The sequence below is a fragment of the Pseudomonas sp. CFBP2511 genome, from assembly GCF_030209255.1.
In the GTDB taxonomy this organism is placed as follows: domain Bacteria; phylum Pseudomonadota; class Gammaproteobacteria; order Pseudomonadales; family Pseudomonadaceae; genus Aquipseudomonas; species Aquipseudomonas avellanae.
The window spans coordinates 1-20,066 of the sequence record NZ_JARVSI010000008.1 but is presented as its reverse complement, the minus strand read 5'-3'; the positions used below and the strand labels follow the sequence as shown (position 1 = coordinate 20,066).

At 56.0% G+C, this 20,066-nt stretch carries 16 protein-coding genes; 7 read left to right on the top strand and 9 right to left on the bottom strand.

Going from position 1 to position 20,066, the window contains the following annotated elements; all coding sequences use genetic code 11:
* Positions 1–3: 3 nt before the first annotated feature.
* The 3 genes from QRN38_RS07390 to QRN38_RS07380 are packed head-to-tail and all read right to left on the bottom strand — an operon-like array spanning position 4 to position 7,216.
* The gene (locus tag QRN38_RS07390) at positions 4–2,703 is read right to left on the bottom strand and encodes a putative virulence factor (RefSeq protein WP_057418094.1); all 2,700 of its coding nucleotides are present in this window, start codon (positions 2,701–2,703) and stop codon (positions 4–6) included.
* On the bottom strand, positions 2,700–5,834 hold the full coding sequence (locus QRN38_RS07385) for a virulence factor SrfB (protein ID WP_057418095.1): 3,135 nt from the start codon (positions 5,832–5,834) through the stop codon (positions 2,700–2,702). Before QRN38_RS07385 ends, QRN38_RS07390 begins: the two co-directional genes overlap by 4 nt.
* A gap of 11 nt (positions 5,835–5,845) precedes the next feature.
* A complete protein-coding gene (locus QRN38_RS07380; RefSeq protein WP_285362390.1) occupies positions 5,846–7,216 on the bottom strand; it encodes an SrfA family protein in 1,371 nt (456 codons plus the stop codon).
* A gap of 289 nt (positions 7,217–7,505) precedes the next feature.
* Here QRN38_RS07380 and QRN38_RS07375 point away from each other — a divergent pair, with 289 nt between their 5' ends.
* The 3 genes from QRN38_RS07375 to QRN38_RS07365 all read left to right on the top strand — a co-directional run bounded on the left by QRN38_RS07375 (position 7,506) and on the right by QRN38_RS07365 (position 10,980).
* Positions 7,506–8,378, top strand: a complete 873-nt coding sequence (locus QRN38_RS07375) for a TIGR02391 family protein (protein WP_057418721.1) — start codon at positions 7,506–7,508, stop codon at positions 8,376–8,378.
* A 116-nt stretch (positions 8,379–8,494) separates the two neighbouring features.
* On the top strand, positions 8,495–9,646 hold the full coding sequence (locus QRN38_RS07370; protein WP_080395385.1) for an AAA family ATPase: 1,152 nt from the start codon (positions 8,495–8,497) through the stop codon (positions 9,644–9,646).
* A gap of 155 nt (positions 9,647–9,801) precedes the next feature.
* Positions 9,802–10,980, top strand: coding sequence for a DUF2252 domain-containing protein (locus QRN38_RS07365; protein WP_024667891.1), 1,179 nt, complete (start codon positions 9,802–9,804; stop codon positions 10,978–10,980).
* A gap of 17 nt (positions 10,981–10,997) precedes the next feature.
* Here the strand turns inward: QRN38_RS07365 and tspO are convergent, their stop codons facing one another.
* On the bottom strand, positions 10,998–11,438 hold the full coding sequence (gene tspO / locus QRN38_RS07360) for a tryptophan-rich sensory protein TspO (protein WP_005740210.1): 441 nt from the start codon (positions 11,436–11,438) through the stop codon (positions 10,998–11,000).
* 345 nt (positions 11,439–11,783) lie between these two features.
* Here tspO and QRN38_RS07355 point away from each other — a divergent pair, with 345 nt between their 5' ends.
* On the top strand, positions 11,784–12,275 hold the full coding sequence (locus tag QRN38_RS07355; RefSeq protein WP_024667893.1) for a (R)-mandelonitrile lyase: 492 nt from the start codon (positions 11,784–11,786) through the stop codon (positions 12,273–12,275).
* The gene (locus QRN38_RS07350; protein ID WP_007243896.1) at positions 12,272–13,060 is read left to right on the top strand and encodes a carboxymuconolactone decarboxylase family protein; all 789 of its coding nucleotides are present in this window, start codon (positions 12,272–12,274) and stop codon (positions 13,058–13,060) included. Before QRN38_RS07355 ends, QRN38_RS07350 begins: the two co-directional genes overlap by 4 nt.
* A gap of 5 nt (positions 13,061–13,065) precedes the next feature.
* On the opposite strand, the gene QRN38_RS07345 is transcribed toward QRN38_RS07350, so the two are convergent.
* From QRN38_RS07345 to paoA, 4 genes are read right to left on the bottom strand one after another with little or no spacing between them, the layout of a single operon-like run.
* Positions 13,066–13,980 carry a LysR family transcriptional regulator gene (locus QRN38_RS07345; protein WP_057416488.1) on the bottom strand — a complete coding sequence of 305 codons (915 nt, stop codon included), beginning with the start codon at positions 13,978–13,980 and terminating at the stop codon, positions 13,066–13,068.
* 39 nt (positions 13,981–14,019) lie between these two features.
* On the bottom strand, positions 14,020–16,230 hold the full coding sequence (gene paoC / locus QRN38_RS07340; protein WP_057418723.1) for an aldehyde oxidoreductase molybdenum-binding subunit PaoC: 2,211 nt from the start codon (positions 16,228–16,230) through the stop codon (positions 14,020–14,022).
* Positions 16,231–16,235: 5 nt separating this feature from the next.
* The gene (locus QRN38_RS07335; protein WP_010218671.1) at positions 16,236–17,231 is read right to left on the bottom strand and encodes an FAD binding domain-containing protein; all 996 of its coding nucleotides are present in this window, start codon (positions 17,229–17,231) and stop codon (positions 16,236–16,238) included.
* A complete protein-coding gene (gene paoA, locus QRN38_RS07330) occupies positions 17,228–17,896 on the bottom strand; it encodes an aldehyde dehydrogenase iron-sulfur subunit PaoA (RefSeq protein ID WP_054090797.1) in 669 nt (222 codons plus the stop codon). The genes QRN38_RS07335 and paoA overlap by 4 nt, the downstream gene beginning before the upstream one ends.
* Before the next feature lie 374 nt (positions 17,897–18,270).
* Here paoA and QRN38_RS07325 point away from each other — a divergent pair, with 374 nt between their 5' ends.
* Positions 18,271–18,660 (top strand): putative quinol monooxygenase, encoded by a 390-nt coding sequence (locus QRN38_RS07325; RefSeq protein ID WP_057418724.1) that lies wholly within the window; start codon positions 18,271–18,273, stop codon positions 18,658–18,660.
* Positions 18,661–18,733: 73 nt separating this feature from the next.
* On the top strand, positions 18,734–19,129 hold the full coding sequence (locus QRN38_RS07320; protein WP_007243891.1) for a DUF1330 domain-containing protein: 396 nt from the start codon (positions 18,734–18,736) through the stop codon (positions 19,127–19,129).
* Between the two features lie 215 nt (positions 19,130–19,344).
* Here the strand turns inward: QRN38_RS07320 and QRN38_RS07315 are convergent, their stop codons facing one another.
* Positions 19,345–19,836: a hypothetical protein gene (locus tag QRN38_RS07315; protein WP_225982943.1), complete on the bottom strand. Its 492-nt coding sequence runs from the start codon at positions 19,834–19,836 to the stop codon at positions 19,345–19,347.
* Between the last annotated feature and the right edge of the window lie 230 nt (positions 19,837–20,066).

Genomic DNA, 20,066 nt, shown 5'->3' with positions numbered 1-20,066 from the left:
GAATTATCTCGCTTTGAACGCCTGGATGACGCGGCCCATGGCCTCGTTCTGCTCAGGAGTGATTTCTTTGCCCTTGCGGTGGCCGACGTTTTTCTGGGTATGAATGGCAATGCCAGAAATCCAGTCATCGGCGAAAATCACGCTCTGGTCGTCGGCTTGCGCTGCGAGGTGCGGGAAGCGCCCTGGCATTTCCTTTTGATAAAAAGCAAACAGCGGTTGTTTGGCACCCAGCAGGCCCGTTGGCCGCTGACCCGCCGGCTGGGCGGTGTGCCCGAACCAGGCGGCGAAGTCGTTGAGCAGCAGTTGCGCGGTCAGCACTTGGCGCTGCACCAGGTTTTCTTTGCGCACACCGCTCTGGGCGCGCTTGAGCAGCGCGTTGCTGAGCTGCAATGGCAAGTCCAGGCGCTCGGCGCAGACCACCAGTTCCTTGACCAGCAGGGCGATGGCCTCGGCAGGCAGCTCCAACAGGTCCAGCAGGTGCTGGCGACGGCTGAGGTTGCGCAGGTGTGTTGCCCACAGGTCGAAGGCCGCTCGGGCGAAACGGTGTTCGTGGCTCTGGTATTGCGGCGCTACGGCCGGTGCCGCGGGTGTTTCCACCGTGGCAGTGACTGCGATGGCCTCGCCGAATATGTCGTATTCCACTTCAGGCTTGCCGACGGCCTGCACCGGTGCAGTGGCGTCGCTGGCAGGGCTGGCGAAATCACCGTTCAGGTAAAGGTCGCGCAACTGCTGTTCCGGCAACGACATGTAACCGAGCAGTTCGCCAAGCACGTGTTTGCCGTGCGGCGTGGTCGCGAACGGGCGGGCAATCAGGTTGGCGATAACCTTCTTCCTGGCCCGTTCGTCTTCGCCACCGGCTTCGTAGTACTGCTCCAGGCGCGGCAGTAATTGCACCATCAACTCGTCCAGTTGCTCGGCAATACGCTGTAACTTGAAGTCGATATTGGCAATCGGGCTGAACGCCGAGCTGAAACGGGTCATGCCGCCGTCGTTCAGCGTCAGCATTGCCTGCCAGGCGTCCTGCGGTTCTGCCACATGGCGCTTGACCAGTTCACTGTTGCTGAACGCTTGTTGCAATGCCTGTAACGCAGAGTGCGATGAGTCGTTGTAAGCGCGTTCTTCACCGTCCGCCGCCAACTCGATGAAGCTGGTCTTGAAGCGCGGCTTGCGCACCAGATAGGTGTTCTTGAAAGGCGTGCTGCCCCATTGTTTCATCCAGTCTTCGTTGCCGAATCGCTCGATCATGGTCAGTTTGAGCATGTTGTCGCAGCCTTCGGGAAACTGCACAACCTCGCCGTTGAGCGCGCCGCCGATAAAGCCGTCACACATGGTCAACGCCCAGATCAGCCCGCTGGCCCGACCATCGCGCTGCTGGGGGCTGGTGCCTTGGGTCTTGTCGATCCAGCTCTTGAGCACCGGACCGACGCTCACCACTTCGCTCTGCTTGAAGGTGCTGGTGCACATCACCAGCGCGTTCATTTCCTGCTCGTTGGTGTAACGTTCAAACAAGTAAGCGACCTTGCCGCGCAGCAACAGCCTGGCGACCGGATTGTTGGCGGTGCCATTGCTGTCGACTTCGCTGGCCTCGTTGATGCTCATCAGCTTCTGCCGGCTGCGGTAGCCCGGGAAGTCGAGCAGATCGACGCTATTGACGATGGCGTTGGCCGGTTCGTTATCCAGGCGAAAAATCAACTCGTTGGTGAGCGCCGCCAGTTCGGCCCGATTCACCGACACGGCAGGGCGCAAAGTGCCTTCACTGGCCGGACGTACCTCGATGGCCGAGTCCGCGCTGCCGCCAAGACGGCTGAGAATGTCGACGTTGATGATGCTGTTGCTTTGTACCAGTTGCCCATCGCGCTCGGTGACCAGCGCGCTGATGGGCGCAAAAACTGTCTCTGCCAGCCCCAGGCGGTGCAGGGCCGAGGCCAGTTGCTCATAGGTTTCGGTCATTTTGCCGATGCCGCCCCACAGCGGCTCGAACAATTGAGCGCGCTCGCGTGCCGACAAGCGCGGCGCCAGTTTGACCACGCAAGGCCAATAACGGGCGTTCAGCGGGCGCATGGCGTTAGCGTAATGGTGCTCCAGGTAATCCCATAGCAGCACCACGTCGTCACTGCTGACGCCAGGTGTCGGAGCGGCTGCCAATTGCCCCTCGAAACGCTGCAGAAGGGCATCGATCTGCGCATCGGTGACTTGGCTGTTCAGGCGCTGATGATCGAAATCCTCAAACCAGGCGTTGGCCAAAATGATGGCGATCTCGACCTCGCGAAACAGACGCAGCTCCACCGGAAAGTGCGGGTCCAGGCTTGGCGCGGCCGTGCGGGTGAACCGCGTGACCAGACCGGTGGCCTCCTTACCGCCGCCCACCGGGTTCACGTGCTTGATGAAGTCCAGTTGCTGAGTACCCAGCCGGGTCAGCAACTGGCCTTTCTCGTCCGCCGCCAGAGCGGAAATCAGGTAGCTCTTGCCTGCCTGAGACAAGCCGAAGAAACCGATACCCATGGGCGTCGTCGAGACCCGCCCAAGGCTGCGGGACAGGTTGCGCGCGCGGTGCAAGTCACGGCTGAGGGCGTCGGCCTTGGTGGCGATTTCCTCGACCTTTTCGGCCACATCGGCGACCCAGTCAAGGGCCAGACCAGCGCCTGTATGAACGGATGTCCAGGCGTGGGCGAGTTGTATCTGTCTGGTGGTCAGAGTAGTCATTTCGGACTCACGCTCCCGCTGTCGAGCCAATAGTTGGAGGCACCACCTTCGGCGCTCAACATGGTGTAGAGCTGTAGTTTCACGTCCTTGCGATCGAAGGACTCACCGGTGTTGCTCTCGATGTTGTCGTCGATCACCAGGGTTTCAGCGATGATCTCCGCATCGCCACGGTCGGCATCTGCGCCATCGACACGAAAACGCAGCAGCAGGCAGGCTTCCTTGCCGTCCTTGGTCGGTTTGCCGACCAGTTTTCGCGTGCCGCGCTCGGTGAGCTCGATCAGATACAAGGGCGCCGCAACCCAGCGCTCGGCGTTGAGCTGTCGATAACCCAGGCGTGTTTTACCCAGCACCCGCAGCTGCGGACCATCGAGCTGCGGCTCGTGCAATTGAAGGAATTCGTTGCCTTGTGCGTCACTTTTGATCACATCGCGATACAGCATGTCGTGGTCGATGACCAGGTTGTTTTCGTCCAGCTTGCCAATATGACGCATGGTCGAATACGGCTTGAGCCGGCCAACGCTGAAATAGAAGTTCGACACCTTGCGCTGCTCGCTGAGCAGGCACAGCATCGCGCCAACCGCTGCGGTGCTCTTGGGGTCGTCAATCTGCCCATTGCGGTGGAAGGGGTACCACCCGCCAGTGCGATAACCGTTCATGGGAACGATGCGCCCCGGTGGCAGGGGCACTTTGCGGCGTATGTAAGCCTGCACGCCCGGCAGGCGCGAAGGGCGACCGGTCAGCAGCAATGCGTCGCACGGATACTGGAAGACCACTTCACACAGCGCGTCGAGGATCTTGCTCAGGTTGATCTGGCCTTTGAGGAAGGCTTGGTGAATAGCTGGCAGATCGATACGCAGTACCACCTGACCCAGCTCGAAACCATCGCGACCGCCATCAATGCGTCGCACGCCACCGGCCACGTATTCGCGAATACGGTCACTGATCGCCTCTTTTTCCAACAGATCAGCAAAACAGTAGTCATGAACCGGGCTTGGCAATTCAGGGTCGTAGGTTTCGTAGTCCTTGAGCAGGCGCAGGCCCAGCGGCACAAACACTTGCAGGTTCAGCTGTTGGCGCAGGATGGCTTCCTGGGCGCTGGTGCTTTCGTCGCCGCACAGTCGCGACAGCAGCGAGCGCGGCGAAACCACACCAAAGTCACTGAGCGCTTGCTCCAGAGCGGGTAGTACAAAACGCTGGATAATGTCCAGCAGGATGTCATCGCCGGCCACCTTGAAGCTGTCCCGGAAGCGCTGTTCGGGAATGATCGAAACGTTGCTGCCGCTCGCCTGTTCAGCGCCGCGTTCCAGCGAGTAATCAGTGATGACCAGGTCGGTAGTGCCGCCGCCGATATCGATGCTTGCCAGAGTGATATGTTCGCGATTGGCCTTGTCCGGGCGTGCCAGCGTGTCGAAGAATTCTTGTGCGTGGCCGGCAAAGTTCTCGCGAATTTCGGTGTACAGGTAGACAAGCTGACCACACGTGGCTTCATCCCACTCCACTTTTATGCGCGGCAATGGCACACGAGGCGCAGGCACGGGCGAATTCAGCCCCTTGGCCTTGCTCGGGTCGAGGTCGCCTTCGTGCCAGCCCATGCATTTCCAGACCAGCGCCAGCGCCTGAAGCAGCCGGTCGTTAAGCAAGCTGCGCTCTACCTGCGGCATCCCCGGCGGTACGGTCAGGATGATGCTGGACAACTGGCGAGGCCGCTGAGTGTGTCCCATGCGGGTGCGTTGCGCCGGGCTGTTGATTTGCAACAGCGCTTGCGTCAGCACCTCGGCGAGCATGAATGTCATCAGCGAGCTGCGCGAGTATTGCGGCGAGAACGCAGGCAGGCGGTCGTCTTCATTCTTGAGCTTGTAGAACGCCTGACCGAGCTTGGTGATCTTGTGCGAGAACGGCGCGGCGGTCGCTTTGGGCTCGCTGTCGGTCTGCACGTACGAATTGTTGAAGCGCCAGCCGTGGGTGTAGGCGTTTTCGTCCCACAGGTAGCGTTTGGGGCTCGACAGGCCTGTAGAGCCCTCAGTCCCACGCCGACGGCCAGACAAACGCCCGGCTTCGACACCGACCCGGGCAATGGTTGGCCACTGAAACGCATCATGCCGGCCACTCTGGACCGAGAAGTTTTCCTTGCCGAACGAGGCCTGGGCGAACTCCACACGGCTCTCGAACGGCTGGCTGTAGACCCGCTCAGGGTTGACCAGATCGCGAATCTGCAGGATGTAGTTGTGCTTCATCCCGTCGCCTGACTGCCCGTGGTTCTCGATCAGAATGCCGCAGGTGCGCGAGTTGCCCACATCCAGCACCAGGTCCACCTGAATAGGCGGGTCTATCGAGTCTGCGCCATTGGCGGCAAGCTTTATTTCCGGTACGACAACACGTGCAGGTTCGCTGCTGCGCTGCTCGGGAACAGGCTTGGCCATGAGGCTCAGCAGGTTGAGGTAGTGACCAATGTGGCGCTGCTCGACCAGCTCTTCTTCAACGTCTTCGCTGGGACGATGCCGGTTGCCTTCACGGTAGATTTCCGCCAGCCAGTCCTGCACCCATTTCTGGTCCAGAAACCAGCGGCTCTGGCGCGCGTGGCACGCCAGGCGAAAGGACGAACCGGCATTGATGTCGTCCCGGGTCGGTGCCAGGTATTGCATGCCGGTTGCCGACGCCATAGAGCGCGTGTCGAATGCCAGTGTCAGACGGTGAGTGTTGCCATCAACATCAGGCTGTTCAAGCTCGATCAGACGAACCCGTGCCCAGTTGGTCGGGCCTTCGTCGTAACGCTGTGGCGGCAGAAAACGAAACACCGGCGCGGGCAGCCACAAGCCGTCCAGCAGCTTGAAACTGGACTGCATACCCAGCGTGAGGTCTTCGTCGTCGACTTCGCTGACCAGACGCTCCTGAGACTGTGATTGAGCCAGCCGCTCACCGGACTGGTTGGCTGTGCCCACCGGCCCGAAGTGGAAATACTGCTTGGTTTCCTGGTTCTGCAGCAGACGCGAAATGAGCGTATTGCCCATTTTCGCAAAACGTCCGGCAGGCTCGTTACGCAGATCAAGTTTGACGGCGAAGTCCAGGAACTGGATTCCGCTGTCATTGATCAGGTGAACGGTGTCTTCAAATTGCGTCAGTTCTGGCAGCATGGGTACAGCCTTTATTCGCGCCGCATGGACATGGGGAATTGGGTATTGCCATAGTTACCGTTGCAGTCGGCGATGCTCTGGGCACCCGGCTTGCAGGACACCTGAGGCATGTCGTAGCCACTACCGTCAGTGCAGTCGGCCTGTGCCTGACTGTTCAACGCCAGGTTGCCGCCGTTCATGGCCGCGTTGATCGCGCCGGAACAAGACACGCCATCCGGGCGTCGGATGGTGACTTTGCCCTGGCCTTTTTCGAACGCGTACTCAAGCCGTAACGGCCTGGAAGTCTTGGCATCCATGATCCCGGCACCGGCGCGGTAATTACCGTTCAGAAACTCGGCAGGCCCTTCGGCAGCGCCAGGCGGAATGCTCAACGGCGCGCCTGGGGCGCTGGCCTGGGCGGGTTCGGCGCTGGGCGCTGGTGGCTGTGGCGGCACTTGCTTCTCAGGCTGCTCGGCAGGAGCAGGCTCGCTGACTTGCGGCTCAGGCTCGGGCATCGGCGCTGCCGCAGGGGCTTCGACGGGCGCTCCGGAAGAAGGCTCGCCGGTGGACACGTTCGCGATAGAAGGCAATGGCGCAGCGCTGACCACACTGCTTTCTATCGCCGGGTCTTTCAGCTGAATGCTCTCTGTGGTGACCGGCACAGTGGGTAACGTCACATCCACAACAGGCAAGGTGGCTGTTGGCAAACAGCCTCTCAGCAGACCAAACAGCAGCAGCGCCAGGATCAGCAGCAACGGCAAAAGCCACCAGAAACGCCGCCACCAGGGCCGAGCCGGCTCGGCAACAAACGGCAGCACGGCCGGAGCTTCCGGCACGGGCGTGGTTGGCAGGGGGGAGGGTGCGGGGGTTGCTGCTCGGGGCGTCAGAAAATAAAGCGGATCACGGTGTCGATCACCTTCATTCTGTACAAAGCCCCAAAACGTCAGAATCGGCTGGCTGTAACGCTCGACTGCGCCTTCTGCGTTGGTGCGTGTGGCTTCGACCAGATAAACGTAACTGTCAGCGGGAGCATGCGGAACCAGCCCCAACAGCTTGCCGAAAATAATTTGATCGCTCTGGCCGCCTTTGCTGCCGGCCTGCACCAGCGACGCGCTCATCTCGGCGATAGCCGTCTTGAAATGGTTCAGCTGGGTTCTGGCGACGTCACGCTCGGCCTCAGTCGCCGAGCTCCAAGGCACTACATCACCTTGAATCGGGCTGTACCAATCGATGACACTGCCTTGCTCGTTGCTTTTCGGCACGGCAAGGAAATTCACCAGGGATGGCGATTTGCGGGTGAGGGCGGCAATCAGTTGCAACGCGGCCTTGTAGACAGGTTGCCCGGTTTCGCCTACAGCGATGAATTCATCGCTTTTGCCAGTACGAAGGAGCGCACCGTGCATACTAAACATTCCCTTGCAATTCAATCCGTTGGCTGACGGTTATACGTCGGCAGGCCGCCACATTAGTGGCAAATTGCCGTTTGTGTCAATTTTTATATGGTGGGTGGGTTGACGGTTTTGGGAGGAGGGGCTGGGGTTTTTATGTGAAGGGCAGACAGAAAATCGCGGTGCGTTCGCGCAAAAGCTATCCTGGATTCCATACGCAGTTAAAAGAGCCTTCATGTCTTGGGATGGCCTAGCGGATTAACAGAAGCCTACAAAGCCGCGCATTTTTGACAGGAATAAAAAAATGGGTAAAAAATTTGATAAGGATAAACTCGCTGGCATCGAGTATCACGGGACTGAGGGATTGACGCAGCGTTGCCTGGACGCGCTTGTAAATGTTATTGGCACGAACAAGAAAATTCAGTCAGCTTGGCTCCTGTCCTGGTTCGACGGCAAAATGGGAGAGCACAGCTTGCTTTTGAACATTTCGCCCATGCAGCAGGTACTGATCAAGCCAGGATTTACATCCGGCTATTTGGGAGAAGGGCCGACAGGCCTGTCCAAAGCTTTACAAACTCTGGAGCTATTCCAGATTGAGATCGACGAGTATGTCGTTGATCGAGAGTTTCATGAGCACTGCATCAAGGGATGTCTTTTGCATTCTGATCTGGAAAAGCTTAAGAAGTCGCGACCGGTTCGTCCGACCGGATATCGAGACTACATCAGTCGCTCACAAAACTGGGAACGTGCCGTTCTGGACTCGATACTACTACAGGAATTTCCAGTCTCACTAAATCTGAGGCTGCTTGATATTCGGCTAATTGATCTGGCAGTCAGATTTTTCGACAGCCCCGACTTGGCAATCAGCACTGCTTTTCGCAGGCTGGAAGACATTGTTCGTGATCGAATCGGCGTACACGACAAGTCTGGAAGCAATCTCTTCAAGCGAGCATTTGAGGGAGACCAATCGGTGCTTCACTGGGATGACCTTGATCGCGGAGAGCAGGCAGGAAAATCCGGCTTATTCGTTGCCGTTTTCTTGGCCTACCGCAATCCGCGAGCGCACAGGGAAATGATCACAGATCCGAGTGAAGCTGTGCGCGAATTCATGCTTATAAATCAGCTCTATATTCTGGAGGCTCTCTCGATACGACGCATGGATCAAGCATCCTCCTGAGGCATAGGTTTTTGCGCGCAGATACTTGCCGGTTCCGGGTCTACCGGAAGAAAATACCGTCTATCCACCTCCAAAGCGCTTGGCTATGCTAGCCAAAATTGGAGGTAGCGCGCGTTATGTCAGATATCCATCCTCAACAGCTCAAAGAGCTTCGTAAAGCATGCGGGTTAACGGTAAAAAAAGCTGCGGCATCTGTTCATGTTCATGAGCGAACATGGAGAACCTATGAAACAGACGTTAACAGTGCCTCCTTTACACGGATCCCGAAAGAGAGGCTGATAGCATTTTGTGGGCGACATGATGTACCTTATCCTCCAATCTCCAATGACGGCAGAGTTTTAAAAAGCGCCTGCAAGGTCATTAGCATAACGACTTACAAAGGCGGCGTAGGTAAGTCACCTATTACTGTCGCCGTTGCAGCGTATCTAGGATCAATCGGCAAGAAAGTCGCAATCATTACTAACGATTCAGTTTTTTATTGTCGTGCGGATAAAGATTCCTGGGTCAGTCATCGGCTCAAGGGAAAAGCTAGTATGGTAGATTTTTACGGTGAAGAAGATGTCATAATGTACCCATCGGAAATTGAAGAACTTGAGCAAGCGTTAAAAAGAGAGAGACAAGGTTGTGATGGGCTAGACCGAAACATACTTAATCCTTCGCTGAGTGGTGATCTTCAAACCCTACAAGCAAAGAAATCTGCGCCTCACACGTTTATGGATTTAACAAAGCGCTACGACTACCTTTTTCTAGATCTCAATCGTGACTTGACAAAAGTGAAGCTGCTATCAAACTTAGTTGCCGTGATTCTGGATAACGATTGTCTCTCATCGATTTGGAGCGCTCGAAATTTCTGCGAAGATGTTCAGAGCATCAAACCTGGCCTGCCCACACCGATCTTATATGGGCTTATCACAAATCACGCACCGTACTCTGGGAGAGAAGACACGTTTGAGTATATAGAAACTCCGCAAAACCTTAAAGACGCGAAACAGGACGTTATTGAAGCCTACCAACACCAGGCGATGGTTTTTCAGGCCGCCAGGGAGGTAGGAATACCCTTTTTGAACACATTCATGACAAAAGCCCATGCAATGGAAATAGATATCTTCAACAGCTCCCGCCCATTTAAAGATGGCTTTTGTTATTTTAATTCGCTGGTTGAAATCGCACCTTTATCGCCCGCAGCCGATGAGATTCGAAGGCTTGCCAATGAGCTATGTGGAATATTTTCAGACATGAATGCAAGCCTCGCAAGACACCGCGCCTAAAACCTACAATTTGTCAGCAAGCGCCAGAGACCATCTGCTAACGCTGCTGTTATCAGCTAGCGAGGGGTAACAGGCAACCAATCAAAATTTGAAATATCCTGAAACATTCACGCAACCTCACGAGTCAATGGAGTAACTCTCTTCAAGGTTTTCCAATGAAAACGCCTCGACCCAACGCACGCCTCAAAACCCTGACTAACCTTCGCAATCTGAAGATGGCGCGCTCAGCGCATGCGTTCGTTCGCGGCAATACCGCGCAGTTCTACGAGTGGCTTCACAGTCAGTCAGGCAGACGTCTGCCCAGCGGCCCGCCGGTCTGGATTTGCGGGGACTGTCATGCCGGCAATCTGGGGCCAACAGGCGATTCAAAAGGGCGCATAGACATGCACATACGCGACCTTGATCAAGCCGTGATAGGCAATCCTGCTCACGACCTGGTGAGGCTGGGGTTGTCGCTGGCAACGGCTGCTCGCGGCTCGGACCTGCCCGGTGTCACAACGGCACGCATGCTGGAAGAGATGATGCAAGGCTACGAGGAGGCTTTCATGGGCGATGGCGATGAAGAGCCTGAACGCCCGCTACAAGTAAAAATCGGGATGCGTAGCGCTGTACAACGCACATGGAAGCATCTCGCCAAGGAGCGCTTCGAGGACACTCAACCCAGCATTCCACTGGGCAAGCATTTCTGGGCACTCTCGCGTGCGGAGCGCGAAGCCATCAAAACGCTCTGCACGACGCCGGAGATTCATGCACTGGTGACATCGATCAAAGGCAGGTCCCATGATGACCATGTGCAGTTACTCGACTCTGCGTATTGGGTAAAGGGATGCAGCTCGCTGGGGCTGCTTCGCTACGCAGTGCTAATGGGCGTCGGTGATGAAGATGATCAAGAGTTTTGCCTGCTGGACATCAAGGAAGCGGTGGCCGCTGCGGCGCCGCGTACTGCCAGAGCGCGTATGCCCAGAGACAATGGCAAACGAGTAATGGAGGGCGCACGGCATCTTTCACCAGGGCTGGGAAGCCGGATGGTGGCCGTACGCATGCTGGATCACTCGTTCTTCATACGCGAGTTGCTCCCTCAGGATATGAAGCTGGAACTTGATGAACTCACCCAGCAGGAGGCCATGCAAGCGGCCGCATACCTCGCGAAAGTCGTCGGTATTGCCCACGCCAGGCAGATGGACCTGGCAACACGCGCGGCGTGGATCCGGGATCTGCAAACGAATCGATCCCAGACCCTGGACGCTCCATCCTGGTTATGGTCGAGCGTCGTTCAACTGGTGGGCAGCCACGAGCAAGGCTATCTGGAACATTGCCGGCGCTATGCGCTGTAGTGCACTCGAGCAGGCGATTATCGGTTGTGGCGCAGAATAGAAAAGTTCAGCGCCGCAGCCACCGAGAGCCACACCAGATAGGGAAACAAAATCAGACCTGTAATGATGTCCAGCTGCAATGCCATCACGATCATTGTGGCGACAACGATCCACAGCAGGGCAAGAATCACCATCGCGGCGGCGATGCGGTTTGCGCCAAAGAATACCGGGGTCCATAAGGTGTTCAGTGCAATTTGAGCGGCCCATAGCGCCAGCACGGTCTGGCTGCCGGGGAGGAGGGTGAGACGATATCCTGCCCAGGCCAAGAGCAGATAGATCGTGGTCCACGCCACCGGAAATGCCCAGTTTGGTGGGGTGAAGGCAGGTTTTTGAAGGGATTCGTACCATGCGCCCGGTTTGAAGATGATGCCGGTTGCGGCGGCGGCGGAGCAGGCTAGAAGGAAGATGAAGAAGGTCATGGGGTTTCCTGGGTTGAAACGCTACAGGGCGTTGGATGAGTGGCGATCTCAAGATTGGACGTCTACGCGCTGGAAAGATCCGATTTTTTGACTGGCGAGCGAGGCCATCGCAGTTGGCTGAAACCGTTGATCCCCTGCCAAACGGTCAGGCGCTTGTCTGGCGTCTTCCTGAAGCAAATGGTGCATGGTATGAATAAGCTCCAGGCTACGGCCCGGCATGGCTGAACGCGCACGTGCGCATTACTGAGTGCTGCTCATCGGTGCATGAATCAATAAGCCGGTAGTTGAATGCAGAGGCATGAATTAGGTTGGTTGCAACTCTATTCACTCAGCAAGGAGCTACCGATGCGTCAAAGATCAGCCATGCCTGCAATAGGCCTATTGGCCACCATCGTATTCAACGCCCACGCTGACGATGCCCCCTCTGCGCAATCCATGACGATCGTTAGAAATGGCGAGCAGGCATCCATAATCGGGGCACCCACTCATTTCGTGGGCAACGCACGAATAGACCCTCTGTTTGCCGCACAAGCACCATCGAAGGTCTCGGCAGGCTATGTCACCTTCCAGCCAGGGGCGCGATCCAATTGGCATACCCACCCGCTGGGACAAACGTTGGTGGTCACGACGGGTACCGGATGGGTTCAACAACAGGGCGCCGACAAACAGGTCATCAAGCCTGGGGATGTGATATGGACGCCCCCCGGCATCAAGCATTGGCATGGCGCAACGAGCACCACTGGCGTGACCCATATGGCTATTCAAGAGGTGCTTGAGGGCAAAAGTGTCGAGTGGCTTGAGCCTGTCACCGAAGCCCAGTACGGCGCTTCATTATGATTATTCGCACATTTTCAGCAGCAAGCTTAGCGATATGTTTGTCTGCATTCGCCACAGCCAGCGTGGCGATGACCAAGGAAAATTCTCACATGCCAAACTCCGCCGATGTGCGCTCCATTTCACCAGTAATGGCTCACAACACCGACACACTACTCTTTGATGAAGTATGGAAACGCTCAGAGTTGTCTCCCCGCGATCGAAGCTTGGCTACCGTGGCTGTGCTGGTTGCTCGAGGTCAATCAGCAGAGCTGGCCGCTCATGCAGATCTGGCGCTAAAGAATGGTGTGACGCCTTTAGAGTTGTCGGAATTAATCAACCACCTCGCGTTTTACTCGGGTTGGGGGAATGCCACTCAGGCAGCTCCGATCGTCAAGGAAGTCTTTAGCAGGAACGGTATATCACCTGATCAACTGGCTCCGGTATCGCCCGTCCTTCTGCCTGTTGATCAGGCTGCCGAAGATGCCCGCGTAGCGAGTGTCGACAAATCGGTTGGCCCGGTTTCACCTGGGTTAGTGCAGTACACCACCAGCGCGCTGTTCAATGATTTATGGCTGCGACCTGGTCTTGCACCCAGAGACCGTAGCTTGATCACCGTCACGACGTTAGTAGCCAATGGTCAGGTTGCCCAGATCGGCTACCACCTCAATCGTGCGATGGACAATGGTCTGACGCAGACCGAGGCCTCCGAACTGCTGTCACACCTCGCGTTCTACGCTGGCTGGCCTAACGCATTTTCGGCAGTGCCGGTCTTTAGCGATGTTTTCACCAAGCGGCAGGCGAGCTGAATGCGTTATGGAAGTGGCCCTAGAGGTTCAAGTTCGCGGATGAGGTCAATGAGCAGGCGCAGGCCTACAGGAACCTGTCTGAAGCTTGAATAATAGATGTGAAACCCCGGGTCGTAGTGAGTCCAGTCTTCAAGCACTCGCTGCAGTGAGCCTTCCGTAATCTGTCGCTCAACTACAGAGGCGAGAACGTACATCAATCCAGCGCCGCGCATCGCCATCGCGACACCAACGCGTGCTTCATCGATCGTGATGGCTCCGGGAGCGTCAATCTCCATCCGTTGACCGTCTTTCGAGAATTGCCAATGGTAGATGTGCGCATTACCCAGGCGCACGCGTAAACAACGATGTTGGTGCAGATCTTCTGGATGTTTAGGCGTGCCGAATCGCTGAAGGTAAGCTGGCGCGCCAACGACTGCCCAGGCTACATCGGGAGAAAGTCGTTGAGCTATCATGTCTTCGGGAACCGTCCCACCAAAGCGAATGCCTGCATCATGACCGTCGCCGATAATATCGACCATTTTATTGGTCACGGTGAGGTCAACCTCGATGTCCGGATAGCGATCAATAAAAACCGGGAGAACGGGGCCCAGCAGTAGTTTTGCGCCGTCGCTCAAGACGTTCAGGCGGATACGCCCGGCGGGCTCATCGCGTAGCCGGTTGAGGGTCTCCAGCGCTTGGCCTATGTCATTGACCGGAGCGCTGATGAGGCCCTGCAACTCCTCGCCAGCGGCTGTCAGGGTCACGCTTCGGGTGGTGCGATTGAGCAGCCGAACGCCAAGCCGCGTCTCAAGTCCTTTCATGGCATGACTGAGCGCTGAGGCACTGATTCCCACCTCCAGACCTGCTTTTCTGAAGCTTTGATGCCGAGCGATGGCTAGGAAATAAACAATGTCTGCCAAATTCGTGCGGCTTAGCTGCATTTGTTACTCCGAAGCGAAAACAGTTAGTCATGGGGAAAGTCAGCCCAGAGCGGGCAAATGATCAATGAGTTTATCGAGTGTGATCGGGTAATCGCGCACCCTTATGCCGGTGGCGTTATAGACAGCGTTGGCGATTGCTGCGGCTGCTCCGGAAATACCGAGCTCGCCTACGCCTTTAGCTTTAAGAGGCGTCGCATAGGGGTCTACTTCATCCAGAAAAATGACCTCCTGATGAGGAATGTCGGCATGCACCGGCACTTCGTAACTGGCCAGATCGTGATTAACAAAAAAACCTAACCGATGATCCACAATCATTTCTTCCATAAGCGCTGCACCCGCGCCCATCGTCATTCCCCCAATGATCTGACTACGAGCTGTTTTGGGGTTGAGTATTCTGCCTGCTGCGCAGACCGCCAACTGACGGCGAATGCGAATTTCCCCTGTGGCGGCGTTTACGCCAACCTCCACAAAGTGAGCGCCAAAGGTTTGCTGGGCGTACTGCTTTGCCAGGTCGCCGAACTCCATGACGTCCTCGGCCAATAGGTCGCCATCCTTTGTCGCCTCTTCCAATGGCAGGTTTTTCAAGCCTTCACGAACGTGCCCACCGATAAATTCCGCTTTTGTTGGATCCAGGCCCAACTTGTCAGCGATGACTTCCCTGAGTTTTACGCAGGCGGCATAGACGCCCGCCGTTGATGAGGCAGCTCCCCATTGGCCACCAGACCCTGAAGACTCCGGAAATCTTGAATCGCCCAAATAGACGTTCACCTTGTCCATTTCAACGCCCAACATTTCAGCAGCAGTCTGGGCAATGATCGTGTAAGAGCCTGTTCCGATGTCTGTCATATCTGTTTCGACGGTGATCAAGCCTTTGCGGTCAAGCCGAACGCGAGCAGCGGATTTCGTTGTAGGTGCGCCCCGAATCGCGGAAGCCATTCCGACTCCGATCCACCAGCCGTCATGCAGTTTCTTGCCGGGAAGGGGATTGCGTTGAGCCCAGCCGAAACGATCAGCTCCCGTGTTCAGACATTCGACCAACTGGCGCTTGGAAAAGGTGCGATCAGGCTGCTCCGGGTCTACCTGGGTGTCGTTGATGACGCGAAACTTCACAGGATCCATACCCAGTTTTTCAGCCATTTCGTCCATGGCAATTTCCAGCGCCATCATGCCTGGCGCTTCACCAGGCGCACGCATTGCGCTGCCTTCGGCAAGGTCGAGTTCGGCAAGGTACAAACGGGTCATACGGTTAGCGCCCGCATACAACGTTCGGGTCGAGGCCGTTGCGGCCTCAGTACGACCACCGCGCAGATTGCCTGACCAACTCTCGTGGCCGATGGCTGTTAGTGTGCCGTCCGGATTGGCGCCGAGTCGTATTCTTTGAATCGTCGCAGGCCTGTGCGTCAGGTTGTTAAACATGAGTGGGCGGGGAAGTGCAACTTTGACGGGCCGCCCGGCTGCTCTAGCTGCAAGCGAGGCCAACACGGCGTCACACAGAATCGTGCCTTTGCCGCCAAAGCCGCCACCAATGTAAGGCGAGATCAGATGAATGTTGTCTTTGGGGATGCCCAGTGTCTTGGCAAGATCCCTGACGCCCCAGTTCATTTGCTGAATAGACGTCCATAACGTTAGTTTCTCTCCCTGCCACTGAGCGATGGTCGCGTGGGGCTCCATCATCGCGTGCGCATGATCCGGGGTGGTGTAGTGGCCTTCGAGCGAGAACGCTGCCTTCTTGAACGCGCCGTCGAAATCTCCGATGGCAGTGTGCGGAGGAGGGCCAAATGCCCCCGGCGGCGGGGTTATGGCAGACGCTCGCTGTGCTGCCAGGTCATAAGCGCCAGGCTCTCTGACGTAATAGATGCGAAGCAAAGCCGAGGCGGCTCTGGCTTGTTCGAACGTCTGCGCGACGACGATTGCTACTGCCTGGTGGTAGTGGTCCACCTGAGGGCCGGCAAGTGCGCGATCAACGTAAAATTCCCCCCTGTCCAGTTGACCTGCATTCTCATGGGTGACGATTGCGATAACGCCGCTGGCGTGGCGCGCCTCGCTAGAATCGATTGAAGTGATGCGTCCCTTGCTGATTGAAGAACCTACTACATAGCCGTAAGCAGGGGGGCTAACAGTGGCCTGTTGTTCGTAAGCATAGGTTGCAGCGCCGGTTGTTTTCAGTTGGCCTTCAACGCGGTCTTTCGGCTGCCCAATGACCTTCATTTGATCGATGGGATTTGTGCTCGCAGGCGAATCAAACTTCATGAGGCTTACTCCTGGTCAGTTGACCGCAGCCGTGCACTACCGGTAATTTCTTGAGAAGACGCGCTGGAAAGAACAAGACCAATCGTCCGTTCTGCAAGTTTGATTTTGAAAGCGTTCTGCGCGGTAGGATTGGCGCCAGCCAGCAAACGTGTCGTTACGGCCGTCGCGCCGTCAGGGAAGTACACTTCGGCATCTTCGCTTCGCCAAGGCTTGTAGGCCACGCCCCCCAAGGCCAACTGCCCCGTTTGGTCGGGCAGCACGATCGCCGCGACAGACAACAGCGCAAATGCGTAGGACGCACGGTCACGAACCTTGTAGTAGATATGCTTGCCGCCTATGGGTTTAGGCAGGGTCACAGCAGTAATCAGTTCCGCGTGACCCAAGGTATTTTCTATGTTTGGAGTGTCGCCGGGAGCCAGGTATAGATCGGCGATTGCAATCGTCCTGACTTGACCGTCTGAGTTGAGTGTTTCTACCTTCGCGTCCAATGCCCGCATTGCCACGGCCATATCGCTCGGATGGCTGGCAATGCAGGCATTGCTGATCCCGATAATCGCTTGTTGCCGGCTGGCGCCACCCATCGCAGAGCAGCCGGCACCTGGGCGCCGCTTGTTGCACGGCTGATGGGTATCGTAAAAGTAGGCGCAGCGTGTGCGTTGCAATAGGTTGCCTGCCGTTGTGGCTTTATTGCGCAGTTGCCCTGACGCTCCGGCAAGCAGTGCTTTGGACAGTACGGCGTAGTCTCGACGAACCTGGGGCGCAGCGGCCAGGTCGGTGTTGCGCACCAAGGCGCCGATTCTTAATCCGCCGTCCTCGGTCGGGGTAATTTTGTCGAGCGCCAGTCCGTTTACATCAATCAGGTGCTGAGGGGTCTCTATTTCCAGCTTCATCAGATCGAGCAAATTGGTACCGCCGGCGATGAATCGGAAGCCCGGATTATTGGCGGCAGCGTTCACCGCTTGCAGTACAGATGTCGCCCGTTCGTAAGTGAAGGGTTTCATGCCTCACCTCCGGCCACTTCATGAATGGCATCGACGATGTTGGAGTACGCGCCGCATCGGCAGATATTGCCACTCATGCGTTCGCGGATTTCAGCGGCGGTGACGGGGCTCTTGGCGAGCAAGTCGCTACTTATGTGGCTGGGTATGCCGGCCTTTATTTCTTCAAGCATCGCGACTGCCGAGCAAATCTGCCCAGGTGTGCAGTAACCGCATTGATAGCCGTCATGTTTGATGAACGCCGATTGCAGCGGATGCAGATTGTCCGGCGTACCGAGCCCTTCAATGGTGGTGATGCTGTCGCCTTCGTGCATGACTGCAAGCGTAAGGCATGAGTTGATTCGTCTACCTTCTACGATCACCGTACAGGCACCGCACTGGCCGTGGTCGCAGCCCTTCTTGGTACCGGTCAAATGCAGCCTTTCTCGAAGGACGTCCAGAAGAGTGGTGCGGTTGTCTACATCCATAGCAAATCGTCGGCCGTTGAGGGTGAACGTTACATGGCTGCCCGGCGGGCTCTGGGGTGAGGACTTCAGCTTGGCAACCGCTTGCGCATCATCGACCTTCGCGAATACTGCTGTGACCGCAGTACCCGCAGTACCTATCAGAACTTGTCGCCGGGATAGTTCAATCCCCGCGTCGGCTGTAGTGGGTTTTCCAGGGTTCATCAACGTCTCTCCATTAACTCACGGCTCGGATGGCTGAAGCCGGATACTCTTACATGATTCCTTCCTGGCGCATTGCGCCAATTGCCAATGCACTGTGTGAGCCTCTTTTGTTGGACCATCCAGGATTAGAGCCTATGGCACTGGACTTCGGCTGATAACCGGGATTTTCAGAATGAAGCCATGAGCAGCGCTCAGCAGTGCTCCCTGAGTTTCGCCCGCGAGCTGAACTGATGTACCTTTACAACCCCGATATCAATAACGATAACCTTGCCCACCCCGTGCTGATGGTCCATAACGGTTATCTGATCTGCTCATGAGTTCTCTTCGAGGATGCGCTGTAGCATGACTCGTCAATAACTATCAAAGGTAGACGAATGCGAGTTCCAGTCCTGTGCGCTGCTGTTGCTGTGGTTTGTTTTTGGGGGGGATCGGTGCTCGCAGGTGAGCCGATGGAAAAGGTTGTGCGTATCGCTCAGCTTGTGATTGATCCTGCTCAATTGGCGGCCTATCACACTGCAGTCAAAGAGGAAATGACCGATTCCGTTCGCCTTGAGCCAGGTGTACTGTCCATTTATTCGGTTGCGGAAAAAGATCATCCGAATCGGCTGCACTTCTTCGAAATCTATGCAGATGAAGCCGCGTATCGAAGCCATATTGCGTCCGCGCATTTTCAGAAATACGTGAAAGCCACCCAGTCGATGATCATGTCCAGAGTGTTGATTGAAACCGAACCGGTTCAACTCAGCACTCAAACCGGGAGATGATTAACTTTCTGTTGGAGGCTGGTTGGCAGGATATTAACCGACTGAGCAGCCCGATTTTTAATGGAGAAAAGTGATGAGAAACTTGAAGGGTGTGGCACTTGCAGTGGCGGGCCTGGTGTTTTTTGCGGCAACCAGTGGCTTAGTGATCGCATCAGAAGCAAAGGAGGAAACGCGCCCGGCCTATTATGTTGCTGAATTTGAGATTACCGATGCTGAGGGAATGAAGCCTTACAGTGCTCAGGTCGAGTCAACCTTCAAACCTTATGGAGGTCATTTCATCGTACGTGGCGGCAAAACTATTTCACTCGAAGGTACCGCGCCAAAACGTCGACGCGTTGTCATTGAGTTTGCGAGCGTAGAAAAAGCCCAAGCCTGGTACAACTCTGCCGAGTACACCGAATTGAGAAAAGTCCGCCAACGTTCAGCCAAAACAGACGTTTATCTGATCGAGGGGGTATCGGCGCAGTAGCCATCTGAAAAAAATGCGGACACGTGCATCAGTGCAGGCCATCGAAGCTTCGGTTCCGCATTATTCATCTGCTGTAAAGGGAGGAGGGCAGGCCTGCGTTGACGCGCAGGGTTTCTGGGGTTAAGGCTTCATCCCATCGTCCCTCAACTCTGCGCACGTTTGCCTCGTATCAATCTGCCCTGGTCATGGTGCTCAGCTATGAGGACTTCGCGGCATCACTTCGCCGCGAGTTGTTGGGCTTGTTGCAACTGATCGGGTGAAATCTTATTGCTGCGGGCCTGTTTTACCAAGGCATTGTTGGCAGTCGCCAAGCCAGCTGTAAGGGTTGAGATCTCCGTGACCAATGCGCCGATTTTGGATTTTTTGATTTCAGGGTCCATGCTCTGATCAGCCATCAGTGACTGTAACTCCTGTTGTTTCTCCTCAATTTGTCGCTTCAGCTCGCGGATCATCTTGAGGGTTTTTTGCGTCTGTTCTGGTAAGCCGCTTGATTCGATATCGGCATTCGACTTTGGTTTATTGTCGTCGGCAGACTTCTGAATGCCCGCACCAGACAATGAAACTTTTACCCCTTCGACCGCAACTGCGGCTGGAGCTGCAGAAGACGACTCAAGCGATTCATCAGTGACCTTGCCACTGTCAGGCCTGGATGCAGGGAGGACCGTTGGCGTGAAGCTGAAATTGGAGAGCTGAGTGGAGATATTCAACGTATATGCCTCATGAGATGCCCGCAGTAGGCCATTGGTACGGAAATGTAGCAAAACGTATCATCTATTCTATATCGGCCAGCCCCACAAAATCCTTAGGTCCTGATTTCTTGATTATCGAAGACGATGATCACGTTCTCCCACAGTTACAAACAGATACAATTTAACATAATATACATTATGCGTACCTACGGATACGCCTATGGAGACTTAGCGGCATGGTCTGCCTC